Origin of the sequence: Nostoc sp. 'Peltigera membranacea cyanobiont' 210A, from assembly GCF_002246015.1 — a bacterium.
In the GTDB taxonomy this organism is placed as follows: domain Bacteria; phylum Cyanobacteriota; class Cyanobacteriia; order Cyanobacteriales; family Nostocaceae; genus Nostoc.
Map to the genome: position 1 here is coordinate 675,799 of NZ_NOLJ01000003.1, position 14,353 is coordinate 690,151.

Here is a 14,353-nt window from a genome sequence, read left to right on the forward strand (position 1 = left end):
TCGCGATCTTAAAAGAGCTTAACAAAAATACATATTTAGCCACTATCTTAAACTATTCCAGCGTAAAATAGAACATTGAGCCAACGCCTACAGTAGATTTCACCCAAATTTTACCGTTATGAAGCTCAACAATCTTCTTAACAATAGCTAGTCCCGCACCTGCTCCTCCACCGTATTTTTCCTGGGAGTGGAGCCGCTTAAATAATCTAAAGATAGTTTCTAGGTGATGGTGTGGAATTCCAATACCGTTATCTCGTATATAAAAGATTGGGGATTCGGGATTGGGGATTGGGGATTGGGGATTAGCGGCAATGGGGATTAGGTTAAGAAAACTCTTTCCTAGTCGCCAGTCCCTAGTCGCCAGTCCCTCATCTAAATAGCCAATCTCAACCCATTGCTCCGCTTTATCGTTGTATTTGAACGCATTACCAAGCAGATTACTGAAGACTTCATTAACCAGCACTCGATCGCACAAAACTGTTGGTAAAGGCCGAGGAATGCGGATATCCACAAGCCCAGAGTCTTGACGACTAGCACGAAAAACGTCAATTACTTGCTTGAGCAATTTGTTGAGGTCAGTTGCTTGCAAGCGCAGTTGTGCTTGTCCTAACTGCGATAACCGCAGCAGAGCATTAATCAGAGTTTCCATGCGTACAGACAAGGCCACTACTGTTTGCAAACACTCAATTCCATCATCATCTAATACTTGGGCATAGTCTTCTAGCAACACTGTCGAGAAGTTATAAATGCCCCGCAAAGGTTCCTTGAGGTCATGAGAAGCGGCGTAGGCAAAGGATGCTAGTTCTTGGTTGCTGCGCTCTAACTCCAAGTTGATTTTAGCTAATTCATCCGCTTTCGAGAGTACAATACCAACGATCGCATTCCTCAAAGCGATCGCACTGTCAAGTTCGCAAGGTTTCCAAGGTAGAGAAGTTAATCTAACAGTTTCTTGCCATTGTTCAAAGGATTTTCGGGGAGACAGGGTATAGCTACCATCTGCCTGTGCTTGCATGGATTCCTGGGGATTTCCTGCCCAGTGTACCGTTTGGATAACTTCCGGGCGAAACCATAGGATGTAATAGCGCCGAATTTTAGAAATTCGCAGTAGCAACAAGCCACTAGCAGTATCTTTAAATATCAGCGCCTCTGAGTTAAGCTTCGGCAGAGAATCGGTAGAAAACAGGTTGTCACTAACTTGGGTATCTGCCCATTCAATGAGTGCCTGAACTTCATGAATATTCGGTGTTGTTCCCACAAGGGTAATTTCATTATCCAGACAAACCGCCGCTCCTGAAGCACTCACAAGATCGAGCAAGCGAATTTCCGGTTTGATTAGGGCATCGATAAAATTGTCTGCTTGGGAAATAGATTCTAGAAACTCAGACTGTAGCGATTTGAGTTTTACTTTATAATCCCATTCCGAGTAACTAATTTTGTGCGCTAACTCTGAAGAAACAATCTGTCCCAAAAATTCGCACATCTTGAGGACTTCGTAAGAAACATACTTTGGTGTTTGATGGTGACAGGATATTAATCCCCAAAGCTTCTGCTCTTGAATAAGTGAAATCACCAAAAGAGCCTTCACTCCCATATTTTGATGATATTCAGTACAACACCGATCAAAACTCCGTAGCAGACAGTAGCTTAAGTCAAGATGTTGATGTGTTGTCGGATTTTCTGTTGGAACTAGTTTGATCGGTTCGGCAGTTAAATCGGGGAGAAATCGGAGAAAGCAGCGCGTGTATAACTCCCTAGCCTGCGCTGGAATGTCTGTAGCGGGATAGTGGAGTCCTAAATAAGGTGATAAATCTTCCCGTTTAACTTCTGCAACAACAGAACCCGCTTCTGACTCGTCAAATTGATAGACCATCACCCGATCGAAACCGATGATTTTTTGGACTTCTTCAGCTACTGAATGCAAAAATTCTACCAGATTGGATGTGCTTTGCATTTTAGCGATCGCTTCACCCGCCAAACTATGAAAGCCCAAGAAACTCAACTCAGATTCTGAATTGGTCGGTTCTAACTCCAGAATCACAGTTTCTTCTATACGATGAGCAATAGCATCAAAGTATCTTTCCCCATTTAAAGTACTAATTAATACTTTAAACGCATTAGCACTGCCAATTTTTTTCACCAAGCACTGCTTGACAATTTCCACTTGCCGAGGGTCAAGTAAATAGCTCAAAGATTCTCCGAGCAAATCTTCTGGCTCTTTGCCCAAATAGACTTGGGTATTGTTGCTAACTTGCAGTATCTCTAGCTGAGTACTGAGTGCCAGGAGAACGCCATGAGGTTGAATCGAGCCAGGTATATGAATCGGTTTGCGATCGTGGTTAGTCAGGGCATTAGCTTGGGCTGTAGTATATTCAGGCTGGCTCATAACTGAACTTATGTAAAGCTGACTTTTACAATAACGCAATTAAATGTCATATTTCTTTAAAGTATATGTCCTGAAGTATGAATGCGATCGCATCTCATCTGTGTTTGTTACGGTTTTTACAGTAACTAAGGTAAGTGCAAATAATTAGAAGATGGTGTAGGGTTTATTACGGCTTCCATAACGCACCGAAAATCTGAAGTAGCCTATATCTAACTTTTACTTAAGAGACTGGCTGTAAAAAAACATTTTGAGAAGTAATAGCGGTATTTTAAGTATCTGTAGGTTCATGAGTTAATAGAGATACATATTTTCCTGTATAACCGAGAACTTTTAGTATAATTCTCATTAATAAATCGTAGTATTTATTAAAAATATCTATTTTATCGTAAATATCAAAATCAGGGATCTCTCCTTGATGAAATAGTGGATTACGAATAGATTCTCTTAAAGTATCTTTCGTCATCTCACTTGGAATAAATCGTAGATAAGAATTTACTTGATTTAACTTTTTTTGAATATTATCTCCAATTTTATCCCTTGCTAAACCTTTAGACATCAAGTATTTAAGCAAGGGATATTCGTAAGCCATAAGCATTGTAGCCAGTTTCAAATTGATATGTTTTGTTTGATTTATTTCTGCTATAAAGATAATAATTATATCTATACATATTTCATTTTGGTAAGCTTTATAATTTTGATAAATTTCATTAAAAGCATTAGGGATACCTTGTGAAATTTGAATATTATCAATGATGCCTTTTGTGTGAAAAGATTGTTTATTAGTATTTTCTATTAAAATTTGACTTACTATATCTTCAGAAATATATTCAATTATAGGGACAAAATTTAAATTGGCGCTAAGTAGACTTACAAAAAAACTTATTGATGTAATTTCAGCTTTAACGTTATCTATATCCTCACCTTCTTTCACTGGAACTTCTATAATTGAGAGCAAAGCATTATCAATTCTTTTTATCTCAAGAAGTTCGATAATATTTTTACTAGTTTGTAACATTTTAAATTGTATTTCTTTATTATCAGCTTTAGCAGCGAAACTACGATTGGAAAAACTAAAATTACTAAAATATCCTCTAACTAAACTAAAAATGATAGGCGTTTTACATTTTAACTTCAAAAGTATAGAACTTGGGATGCAAAAGTAGGTGATCAATACCGAATTTTCCTGGAAAAAAGTTGTTATTTTTTGAATTACAATATCTTTTGAAATTATTTTCCAAACTTCATCATCACACATACCAGATATATATTGAATTTGAGAGATTTGGAATGTACAATCCGTAATTGTATTGCTATGCAATACAAAAATTATATTCCCAGAAACATCTACACACAATTCCCAAAAATAATTTTTTTCTTCGTTTGATACGCATTTTCCAGATTTATATGGAATTCGAGAGTATTCATAAATATCACCTAATCTGTTTGCAAAGTAATCTTTTCCAAGCATAATATTTATTACAACTACAACTAGAATATTAGATGAATACAATAATCAAATAAAATTCTAACCTAAGTTTATACCAGTAATTACCACACCATCTTGGGAATGTACTTATAGATGCTTGTTTGTGGCTTTTTTGTAAGTCACTTACAGTTTATGGTATATTCAAAGTAGATACGTAAAATAGTCCGAAATAGGTGCGTCAAGCTCCGAAAGTTTTATGTTTGGGTGTGAAATTCTCTAAAAAAGCATTTTGAGGTAGTTATGACTACAGTTGTTACGAAGTGGGGAAACAGTCTAGCTATTCGACTTCCGAAAGCTTTGGCTGAACAAGTTAATGTCAAAGAGGGGACAGACATAACTTTCAGCATTTCAGGCAATAGTATTGTGATCACGCCGCAGCAGCGAAAAAGATATACGCTTGATGAATTATTGGAAGGTATGACTCCAGATAATTTCCATTCTGAAATAGATACTGGATCTGCTGTAGGGAATGAAGTTTGGTAGTTAAACCATACATTCCAGATAGAGGTGATATTGTCAAGTTAGACTGCGGAACTACAAAGCAAATTACAGCTGATTCGATCCGACGTGTATTAGCCCTGAGAACATCAGGAATGTCATTTGAAGATATTGCTGAAACCCTTAATGCTGAACTAAAACCTCAAGGGCGTGAGCAGATGGGCTATCGTCCTTTTTTAGTTATGTCACCATTAAAATACAATCAAATGGCTTCTATAGTTCTAATTTTTCCAATTACTAATCAAAAAAAAGGTCTTAACTTTGAGGTTCCGCTTCCTGACGGAATGATAACCAGTGGGGTGGTGCTAGCCGATCAGATCAAATCACTAGACTGGAAAGTTAGAAAAGTTTTGTTTGTAGAGAAAGTTGAACAGGAGTTAATTGAAGAAGTGCAAGCAAGAATTGAGCCTCTAATTTTATAAAGAGGTAAATAAACTCTACAGACGTAATTAATTACGTCTGTACAAATCAAATAAAAATCATCACGTGCAGCAATGCAACACCAATATCCAACATCCAAAATCCGAAGCTGACTATGGTGTTGGGAACTTTTTTTTTACGGGTTTGGCTCCTTTTATATCCAATAATTGAGCTAATTCGGTTGTATTCAATGACTTGACGAGACTCAAACCAAGAGACTTACTAGAAATGCTTTGAGTGTAGGCGGCGTTCAGGTACGGTGTGTATTGCGGCTTGCCTGCAATGTATGTTTGGAAGAAAGGTAAACTCAAAACATTCATGTAACGACGTGCTTGAGAAGCATCGCCAATCATATCGGCAGGTAATGCTACTTGTTGATTTGCAGGGTTTGCATTGCCAATGATGGAAAAGTGTGTACCACCAACAAGCATGACGAGATACTTTTGGGAATTTGCCAACCAGGAGAAAGGTAAAATTTGCTCGGATAAAGCTGGTGCAACTGTATCATCACTACTGCTGACAATCATTACTGGAGTTTTGATTTGACTTAAGCCCGCTTTGCCGAAAATCGAACTAGTAATGGGATTAACTGCGATCGCAGCTTTTACTCTCTCATCCCGCAGGTTATAATCTTTGCCAGACTTACTAATGCTCAATTCTAAAGCGCGACACTGGAGCAGTAAAGACATATTCCAGGTATTTTGTAGTGCTGCTGGTTGACAGTCTTGTTTTAGCTGCTCAAAGTTGATTTTAGCGCCTGCCAGGGCTAAGGCTGTGTAGCCTCCCAAAGATTGACCAAATACTCCGACTTGTTGCAGATTTAGGCGACCTTTAAACCGTGAATCAGATTGATTACCTTTTTGCAATTGATTCAGTATGTATGTTATGTCCATTGGTCGGTCTTGAAATTCACTTGGTTCTGCTACTTCAATGGCGCGTCCTTTTAGCAGAGAACGCAATTGTTTCGCATCACTACCAGGGTGATTGGGAACAACGACGGCAAATCCGTAAGAAGCTAGATGAGTGGCTAAATATTGAAAGTTACTGCTGTCTAAACCCAAGCCGTGAGAAATGACAATTACCGGTGCAGTCTTCTGGACATTGGGAATGTAAACATCAGTCAATAAAAGCCGATTGCGGGTTGAGTCGAAAAACTTCAGGATGTATTTTTGCGACTTAAATTTTCCCGGAACCTTTAAATCGGGCAATTGCGAGAAATTGGGTTGGGAAATGCCATCAGCTTCTATTTTAGACTTTTGGGAAACAGATGCGATCGCCTGATGGGTTTGGTTAACAAGTTTCTCCAATTCCGTAGCTATTTCCAAAGTCTCGGCGACATCAAGGCGAATGCTGCTGGTGGGATATTTACGTAACACATTTAAAAGTGTCAAGCCTCCCGATTCACCAGAGGCTAAAATTAGCGCCGAACGCAAAGCACTAAATCCTGGTTCTGGTTGAGAAGATTTATTTATAATCACTTGCGTCAATCGATGCAGTAAAAATTCTCCTTGTGGTGTGTAGAGAAGTTGCGAAACTACTACTGGACTAACTTTCACACGATTAAGCAAAATCCGCCGCAATTCTTGAAGCTGTTCTAGAGGCAGATATCGCTGATAGGCTGCTAAGTCTTCGTTAATTACACCTGTTTTGGCGTAGTTCTCTAAAGTTGTGACTGAAATTGAAAGCTCCAAAGCTGAATAAGATGCATAAATCCGCTCTGCTGCCAAGACAGAATTACTAATTCCAAATGTTGGCAGCACCATTGAAAGAACCAGCAATAAAGAATTTTTTCTGAGGGTGCTGGCCCAATTACCAAACAAACTATTCATCGCTCAACTATTTCGGTGGTCTGGTTTTCTCAGGTGTTGGCTTTGGTAGTTATTCGGGCGCCCTGCTTAGTTTCTTTAAAGTTATTAGCCTCAATTTTATCAAAACAGAATTTAGGAGTCAGGAGTTATAATTCACGATGAATTATGTATGACTTGCGAATGTAGCTGGCTTAAAATAATAGGTATAAATGGGTTTAGAATTTCCACTAAATCTTAGATTTAGTAGTCAAAAAAAGTAGTGATTCCCAATGCCCTAGTAATTTATTCTGACTCCTGAATTCTGATTTTTGAATTCTTTTTCAAGGATATTTCGGCTATAAAGTCAACAATCAAATCCTACAAAGTCACGCAGATGGGTAAAGTATCCGACTGACTTCAGTAGTTTGCCTTCACTATTAAATCATAACAAATAAAAAATAGTCTGCCTCAGTATTTATGTTGTAGCTTTGAATATTGCACAAATTCACTAGCTGAAAAATCCAGTAAAAATCCTGAAAAATATGGCGATTAATCAGCTTTTCCCAAGGCGATCGCTACTGAACCTGTAACTACTAAACCCGCTCCAAATATTGCTATGAGGGTGAAGTGTTCTGGCGGTATCCAAGCAGGTGCAATAACTGATACAACCGCGACTGCTATTAATGTCACAATGGGAGCTAAAGCTATTACTGCACTTACTCGTGATGCTTCCCAATGTTGTAATGATTCAGAAAAAGCACCGTAAGCGATTAAGGTATTCAAGGCACAAAAAATCAACATTCCTAAATGAAAAGTATCAAGTATAAAAAGTGATTTAACTTTGGCTAGAGGAGTGAATAATAAAGCACAGCCTCCATAAATAATCAGCATGATGCTGGTGGAAGATAAAGATTGTAATAACTGCTTTTGTGCCAAAGCATAAATAGCCCAAGCTGTTGCTCCTAGCGCAATCAAAACACTGCCTATTATATATGTGCCATGTGCTGTAATTAAATTCGTTAGTTGTTCGCAAAAAAATAAAAGATAACCACAAATCATCACACTAACGCCAATCCATTGGGACAGGCGATAACGTTCTTTAAAAATTACTAACCCTCCAAAACCTAATAAAAGGCTAGATAATTGAATGAGAACTTCAGCGTTAGCAGGTGATGTTAATGCTAAACCTTGGGTAAACGAAAAGTAATTAATCCCTAAAAATATTGTCGCGATCGCTAATAATTTTCCAGAAGCAGAGCGCAGTTGTTCTAATTTGGGTAATTTGCCGCGTATCCCTAAATAGACAGCAAGCAATATAAATGATACTAAAAAACGAAACCAAATAACGGTATAGACATCAAGTACTTGTAGAGTTACTGCAAGAGCAATAGGTAAAATTCCCCACAAAAACACTGTCAATAGCGATAACGCTAGCCCTAAGCGCCACCGACCAGAACTCTGATGTAGTAACATTAAAATATCCAAAAAATAGGACTGATAAGTAAGTTATATCTAATTTAAATATCTGAACATTTTATCAAACTCTTATCGATAAAATATATTAATAGTTTAGTTAATGCAAATTCAATATATATTAACTAATTTATCCAAATCAATTTATTATTCGTAGCCCAAAGAGTTTTTTTTGTATTCACGTAAAATTCGTAATTTACGTGTTCATTTTACATGAATATTAAATTTAAAACTTCCTCGTAAATGTATACTTTATCTCGGTGTTACTTTATAATACAACTATGGGGATTATACCCATAATCAGCTTAGTAATCTTTACGACTGCCTTATCTAGTTACTTATTGCTGACCTCAAGAGGTCGATTTTTGCTCAAATCTTTGGTGACAAAAATAAAGCGGCAAGAGTGGAGATTCAGATATGGCAAGCCTAACTACTTGAGATCGAGATTTACAAGGACTATAACAATTGCTGTAATTATTCTGGCAGCAGTAATAGCTGGAAATACTGTATCGGCAGAGGTTACGGGGTCGCCTCCAGTTTCGCTCAAGAGCGTATCGGTTCCAGAACCTGACAATCTTGGAGACTTCGTAAAAGACAAAACGGCTGCAATCAAATTAGGAAAGACTCTTTTTTGGGATATGCAGGTTGGGAGCGATGGAAAGACCTCCTGTGCTAGTTGTCACTTCCATGCTGGAGCTGACAATAGATCCAAAAATCAGATTGCTCCTGGGCTTTTGCGGGTCAACGCCGACGGTACAGAGAATCCAGATTCAGTTTTTAATGTCGGCGGGCTACCAAACTATCAGCTCAAACCAGAAGATTTTCCCTTCCACAAGCTGTCAAACCCAAACGATCCTACGACTATTGTCTCTGACCGTAACGATGTTACTTCTTCTCAGGGGATCTTCAATACAAAGTTTGTGGATGTCACACCTGGGAATGCAGAAGACAAAGTTACAACCGAGCCAGATCCGGTGTTTAACGTGGGAGGTATCAATGTGCGACGCGTCGAGCCGCGTAACACGCCAACCGTGATTAATGCTGCATTCAACTTCCGCAACTTCTGGGACGGAAGGGCACAAAACATCTTTAATGGGGTAAATCCCTTCGGTTTAAGAGATCCTAACGCTGCTGTTGTCAAGGCAGTAAACCCAAATAGTCTAGAATTTGTGAAAGTCAGCCTGAAGAATTCATCTTTGGCATCCCAAGCAGTTGGGCCGCCACTCAGTTCCTTTGAATCGTCCGCAGATGGTCGCACTTTTCAAGAAATTGGTGATAAGTTCGGGCGAATTGACAAAAGATCCCTCAGCGTTGGTAAGGGTAAAAAGCTTCCCCGAAAACTTGCGAAAAAGTTATTACCTCTGAGACCGCTAGGTAAACAGCTTGTACATCCACAAGACAGCGTTTTAGGTAAAGATAGTAGATCGCCTAAACCTGGACTTAAAGATAGAACCTACACTCAGATGATTCAAGATGCCTTCAAGCCGGAGTGGTGGAAGTCTAATCGACTCATCCAAGTTGACTCTGAAGGTAGACGGACTTTTGTCAAAAAGCCCGATCGCTCTTTGCAGACTAATGAGTATACATTGCTAGAGTACAACTTCTCGCTATTCTTTGGGCTGGCAGTTCAGTTGTATGAGTCTACGCTCATTTCCTATGATACGCCTTACGATCGCTACTTGGAAGGCGACGCCAACGCTCTCACCGATCAGCAGAAACTAGGGAAAGAACTATTCAACAGTAAGGGGTGCGCCGGTTGCCACGCTGGATTAGAATTAACCACGGCTTCAGTAAGCAGCGTGGCTAAAGACGGACGAATCAAACGTGCGCCGTTCGGCCCAAGATCCCCTGAGGACAATGGTTTCTTCAATATCGGCGTCAGACCGCCCACAGACGACCCCGGTTTGGGTGGTCATGACGGTTTGCAGGGTAACGGTCAAGGTAATCCGCTTTCAGAAGCACGATTGGCTCAGTTGGGTAAATTTAAGGATCTCCTTGGCGAAAATCCCCCAACTCTTAGTCCACCGTTGAATTCCAGTGAAACTGTGTTTGCAAACGGAGCTTTCAAAGCACCTGGACTTCGCAATGTCGAACTCACTGCTCCCTACTTTCACAACGGAGGTCAGGCGACTCTAGAGCAAGTGATTGATTTTTACAATCGGGGTGGTGATTTTGGAGTACTTCCACCGCTAAATCTGTCACCAGAAGAAAAACAGGAATTGGTCGCCTTTTTAAAAGGACTGACTGATGACCGAGTTCGGTTTGATAAAGCGCCCTTTGACCATCCACAATTGTTTATCCCTAATGGACATGTGGGTAACACTAATTACGTTGTCAATGACGGCACTGGTAAAGCTACAGATGACACAGTGGAAATTCCTGCTGTTGGTAGGAGTGGTAATGGTGGTACACCAAATTTCCTGAGTTAATCTCATTTCACGACGAAATACCTGAATACAGATAGATATGTAGGGATGTACAAATGTACGTCCCTATTTTTGCGATTTGGTGCAATTGCGAAGTTCGTAGTGATATCATGTCCGCATAATTAGGGCTTGCTAACCACAGTCATTGCACCCCACCCCTTAATCCCCTCCCCGCAAGCGGGGAGGGGAGACAAAGCGGTAGCTTTGGCGGGGGTGGGGTTCTTCGGGGTTAATAAGCAATCAAGCGGACATGATATGAGGGCTTTAGCCCTCAAGCCAAGGACTAAAGTCCTTACTACAAACTTATTCACCTTACTCAATACTCAGCACTCTTCAAAATTGATGTGGTGGACTAGTAGTTACGATCGCTTGACTAACGAGTGCCATCGCCAAGTATTGGTTGTATATTACTAACTTTGGTATTGTCTAGGTAATTATAGACTCTTCTGGAAACTTCACGGACAAAATCCCCAGCTTTAGGATCGTAGTTTGGTCTTTGCACCAAAACACCTGCTAAATAGCTTTTGCCGTTGGGCATTTGAATAATACCCGCATCACCGATGATAAATCTCAATGTACCAGTTTTGTGGGCAATGGTCGCTCCTTGGCCGATACCAGCTGGTAGTAAACTATTGGTTTTCACATGGCGCATAATGCCTAAAACTCGATCGCGGCTACTTGGGGATAACAAACGATTATTAGAAACTAACGCCGCCAATCTGACTAAATCTTTGGAACTAGTTGTATTTGTGCCGCCGATGTCTGGAAGTAGATTCCGAAGTGCTGTATTTTGCAATCCCCAGCTACGAAAACGTTGACTAACTTTTGTGGCACCACCCAAGCGATCGAGAACCAGATTAGTGGCGGTATTATCGCTGATTGTCATCATCAAGGTAGCAGTTTCCAGGACACTAAATTTAGTGCCGATGGGTTTGTATTGCATAATTCCAGATTCGCCAACCTTTAAATCGCGCCGCATCACTAATTTATCGGTGAGCTTAATTCTACCTGCGTCTATTTCTTGAAAAAGAGCCACTAATAAGGGAAATTTGATTGTACTGGCAGCAGCAAATCTTTTTTCGCCATTAATATCTATATAGTTTCCTGTATCTAAATCTAAGAAAAATATTCCTGGATTTAATGATTTATAACTTGCTAACAAAGTACGAATTTGAGAAGTGATACCAGCCATCTCTTGACCAAGATTCACAACTCCGGCAAATGTCGATGCATCTGTGGATTTGATGGCAATATCTTCTCTATTTTCTCCAACAATGGGATTACTCTGACGGTTAAATGAATTGAATTTGAAACTCCAATGAGAACGGGAATCTCCTTTAACTGATATATTTTGGGAAGTAACATCATAACCAGGAGCTAACTCGACGACAAAACGAGTGGTTTGAGGGTCTGGTTTGCCGAGGCGAATTTCTTTTACCGCCTTACCAAAACTTCGTTTGACAGTATCAGAATTAAAATTAGTTCCAGGTAAGTCAATCACCAATCTATTAGGATTATCTAATAAAAAGGCTTTTGGTTCTATTCCCGAAGTGGTAGTTAGGTCTAATTGATTTTGGCTAGAATCATAGTACCAAGACTGTAATTGTGAGGCTTTAGCTTGTCCTGCAACTAGAACCAAACTGCTTAAACCAATCGCCAGTAGATGTGATTTCATGTTGTGAATGTGGGTGTGCAAGTAAGGAGTAACTAATCAGGTTTACTTAGATTGTTTTCTGATGACTGTGCTGAACTTCCGGAGAAAAAGTCATAAATCCCGTTGAGTTATTTTTACTAGATGAGGTTTGGGATTAGATAAGCACGATAAATCATCATTACTTATTAAAAGTAAATCGCTGACAGTTTAATTTGTGTGTGAGTTGACAACAACAGAAATTGTTAATCTAGCGGAAGGACGAGCAAAGAATTAATTATGTTTCCAGACATTTTGACCTCTCTCCTTTGAGGCTTACTCCTTTTCCCTCTCTTCTCTACGAGAGGCTGCGCCAACGAGACGCTGTGCGAACCCAGGGAAGCGGCTGGGGGTGGGGGTTAGGTCTGTATTTCACGCAATTGAGAACCGCTATATTTGTTATTTCGGCGAACGCATTTGTTATTTCGGCGAACGCATTTGTTATTTCGGCGAACGCATTTGCTATTTCGGCGTACTCATTTGCTATTTCGGCGTACTCATTTGCTATTTCGGCGAACGCATTTGCTATTTCGGCGTACTCATTTGCTATTTCGGCGATCGCATTTGTTACTTTGGCGTACGCATTTGCTATTTCGGCGATCGCATTTGTTACTTTGGCGTACGCATTTGCTATTTCGGCGTACGCATTTGTTACTTTGGCGAACTCATTTGTTACTTTGGCGATCGCATTTGTTACTTTGGCGATCGCATTTGTTACTTTGGCGATCGCATTTGTTATTTTGGCGATCGCATTTGTTACTTTGGCGATCGCATTTGTTATTTCAGCGTGTCATTACTCAAATGTTGCAAAAAAATGTAGCAAAAAAAATTGTAGGTTGGGTGAAGGCTTTGCGTAACCCAACATCCTGATATGTGTTGGGTTGCGCTCCGCTCCACCCAACCTACATCTAATGCTCACAAATCTCAAAAACGTATTGCTTACACATTTAAAGGGCGATCGCACTCAAAAATCTCAAAAACACAAAGAGTGATTCCAAGAGCGATCGCAAATCCTCACAAATCTCAAAAACTCTCACATTAAAAAAAATCAGCCATCCAAGGAGAACTACCTGCAAATATTTGCGTAGCTGCTGAAATAGCGGTTTCTGTCCCATGCAGTTTTCCGGCTATTTGCAAATGGTAGGGAGCGAACAAACTTGTATATAGTGGTGCTAGTTCTCGGACATCTAACTGCAACTCACCCTTTCCACCTTTTGTAACTTCACCGCGTCCATTGGCGACAGAAAGAATGAATTTACCATTGTTTGCATCTAGCAAATTATCTTGAATATCTAAGTGCAGTTCAGTTTCAATTCCCGATGGATAACCCCGCATCTCCAGCGCCTTGACTACATCTACTACCCGCAGCATCCAACGCATCGTATGCCTAAGCTTGGCAGTTTGCTCTGGTAGCAGCAATGTCAAATAATCAATTGCAGAACTCCTCCATCGCACGCGCTCAATTTGGGAGCGATGACTGGCAAGAAAAGACCAGAATGTTTGTGCAGCCGCAGTTGTGAGAATTACCCAATCTTTGATTCGCAAAATTGCGCCATCTTCTTTTGAATGTTGACTGAAGAGGATGTAACCTTCGGGTTTCTCTTTTGTACCGATAAAATATGCGTAAAATGTTTCTTTATCATCTGGCTGAATTAAGCGCTCCCAAATTGCGGGATGTCGGTCTAAATATCCATGCGTTAGTCTCGCCTGCTGCTGATATAGTTGATGAAATACTTGATGATTGATATTCACTATTGGTTGCAAAGGTAGGGGTTGCTCTCGCACTTGAATACTTTTAGTTGCAATTTCCCAATTACACCAGCTACCCCCTTGCTCATACCCGACTTTTCTATACAAAGTTTGCACAGCTGGATAGAGAGCAGAGAGCGGTATACCTCTAGCATAAAGTTCCTTGAGCGTCTGCTGCATGAGAGCGATCGCAGCTCCCGAACCGCGATATTCTGGAGCAATACCCACTACGGCAATTCCTGTCATTGGTACACGCACACCACCCCACCACTGGCCCATATCCAGAGTTGCCAATCCACCAATTAATTGCTCTGACTGACGAATAATGCGAAAATTTTCTACACCAATCAGGTTGATGTAAGCTTCCTCGCCACCAAGTGTGCTGATAAAACACTGCTCAAAGATACTCCCAAGCTGCTGAATATCCTGTGGATGAGCAAG

The 14,353-nt window shown here is 40.2% G+C and carries 10 protein-coding genes; 4 read left to right on the forward strand and 6 right to left on the reverse strand.

The genetic code is table 11. From position 1 onward, the window contains the following. Positions 1 to 52: 52 nt before the first annotated feature. Entirely contained in the window at positions 53 to 2,383 is a 2,331-nt protein-coding gene (locus CDG76_RS12205; protein ID WP_094349263.1) for an ATP-binding protein, read from the reverse strand. 268 nt (positions 2,384 to 2,651) lie between these two features. Next, positions 2,652 to 3,851 carry a hypothetical protein gene (locus CDG76_RS12210; RefSeq protein WP_094349264.1) on the reverse strand — a complete coding sequence of 400 codons (1,200 nt, stop codon included), beginning with the start codon at positions 3,849 to 3,851 and terminating at the stop codon, positions 2,652 to 2,654. Positions 3,852 to 4,109: 258 nt separating this feature from the next. Between CDG76_RS12210 and CDG76_RS12215 the strand changes: the two genes are divergently transcribed. Next, positions 4,110 to 4,352 (forward strand): AbrB/MazE/SpoVT family DNA-binding domain-containing protein, encoded by a 243-nt coding sequence (locus tag CDG76_RS12215; protein WP_094349265.1) that lies wholly within the window; start codon positions 4,110 to 4,112, stop codon positions 4,350 to 4,352. Then, a complete protein-coding gene (locus CDG76_RS12220; protein WP_094349266.1) occupies positions 4,346 to 4,789 on the forward strand; it encodes a type II toxin-antitoxin system PemK/MazF family toxin in 444 nt (147 codons plus the stop codon). The genes CDG76_RS12215 and CDG76_RS12220 overlap by 7 nt, the downstream gene beginning before the upstream one ends. A gap of 111 nt (positions 4,790 to 4,900) precedes the next feature. Here the strand turns inward: CDG76_RS12220 and CDG76_RS12225 are convergent, their stop codons facing one another. Both CDG76_RS12225 and CDG76_RS12230 read right to left on the reverse strand, forming a co-directional pair. Then, positions 4,901 to 6,616, reverse strand: a complete 1,716-nt coding sequence (locus CDG76_RS12225; RefSeq protein ID WP_143854076.1) for an alpha/beta hydrolase — start codon at positions 6,614 to 6,616, stop codon at positions 4,901 to 4,903. A gap of 507 nt (positions 6,617 to 7,123) precedes the next feature. Beyond that, complete coding sequence (locus tag CDG76_RS12230; protein ID WP_094349267.1) at positions 7,124 to 8,047, reverse strand: DMT family transporter; 924 nt, start codon at positions 8,045 to 8,047, stop codon at positions 7,124 to 7,126. A 281-nt stretch (positions 8,048 to 8,328) separates the two neighbouring features. Here CDG76_RS12230 and CDG76_RS12235 point away from each other — a divergent pair, with 281 nt between their 5' ends. After that, the gene (locus tag CDG76_RS12235) at positions 8,329 to 10,476 is read left to right on the forward strand and encodes a cytochrome-c peroxidase (protein WP_094349268.1); all 2,148 of its coding nucleotides are present in this window, start codon (positions 8,329 to 8,331) and stop codon (positions 10,474 to 10,476) included. Between the two features lie 370 nt (positions 10,477 to 10,846). Here CDG76_RS12235 and CDG76_RS12240 read toward each other — a convergent pair whose 3' ends face one another. Next, positions 10,847 to 12,148 (reverse strand): serine hydrolase, encoded by a 1,302-nt coding sequence (locus CDG76_RS12240; protein ID WP_094349269.1) that lies wholly within the window; start codon positions 12,146 to 12,148, stop codon positions 10,847 to 10,849. Positions 12,149 to 12,559: 411 nt separating this feature from the next. Between CDG76_RS12240 and CDG76_RS37265 the strand changes: the two genes are divergently transcribed. Further along, on the forward strand, positions 12,560 to 13,033 hold the full coding sequence (locus tag CDG76_RS37265) for a hypothetical protein (RefSeq protein WP_190240826.1): 474 nt from the start codon (positions 12,560 to 12,562) through the stop codon (positions 13,031 to 13,033). Positions 13,034 to 13,201: 168 nt separating this feature from the next. Here the strand turns inward: CDG76_RS37265 and CDG76_RS12250 are convergent. Next, on the reverse strand, positions 13,202 to 14,353 hold a 1,152-nt coding region (locus CDG76_RS12250; RefSeq protein WP_094349413.1), incomplete at its 5' end, for a GNAT family N-acetyltransferase.

Excerpts from the sequence above, each read along its gene's own strand:
- CDG76_RS12240 (WP_094349269.1), bottom strand. The coding sequence starts at position 12,148 with ATGAAATCACATCTACTGGCGATTGGTTTAAGCAGTTTGGTTCTAGTT.
- CDG76_RS12215 (WP_094349265.1), top strand. The coding sequence starts at position 4,110 with ATGACTACAGTTGTTACGAAGTGGGGAAACAGTCTAGCTATTCGACTT.
- CDG76_RS12210 (WP_094349264.1), bottom strand. The coding sequence starts at position 3,851 with ATGCTTGGAAAAGATTACTTTGCAAACAGATTAGGTGATATTTATGAA.
- CDG76_RS12225 (WP_143854076.1), bottom strand. The coding sequence starts at position 6,616 with ATGAATAGTTTGTTTGGTAATTGGGCCAGCACCCTCAGAAAAAATTCT.
- CDG76_RS12235 (WP_094349268.1), top strand. The coding sequence starts at position 8,329 with ATGGGGATTATACCCATAATCAGCTTAGTAATCTTTACGACTGCCTTA.
- CDG76_RS12230 (WP_094349267.1), bottom strand. The coding sequence starts at position 8,047 with ATGTTACTACATCAGAGTTCTGGTCGGTGGCGCTTAGGGCTAGCGTTA.
- CDG76_RS12205 (WP_094349263.1), bottom strand. The coding sequence starts at position 2,383 with ATGAGCCAGCCTGAATATACTACAGCCCAAGCTAATGCCCTGACTAAC.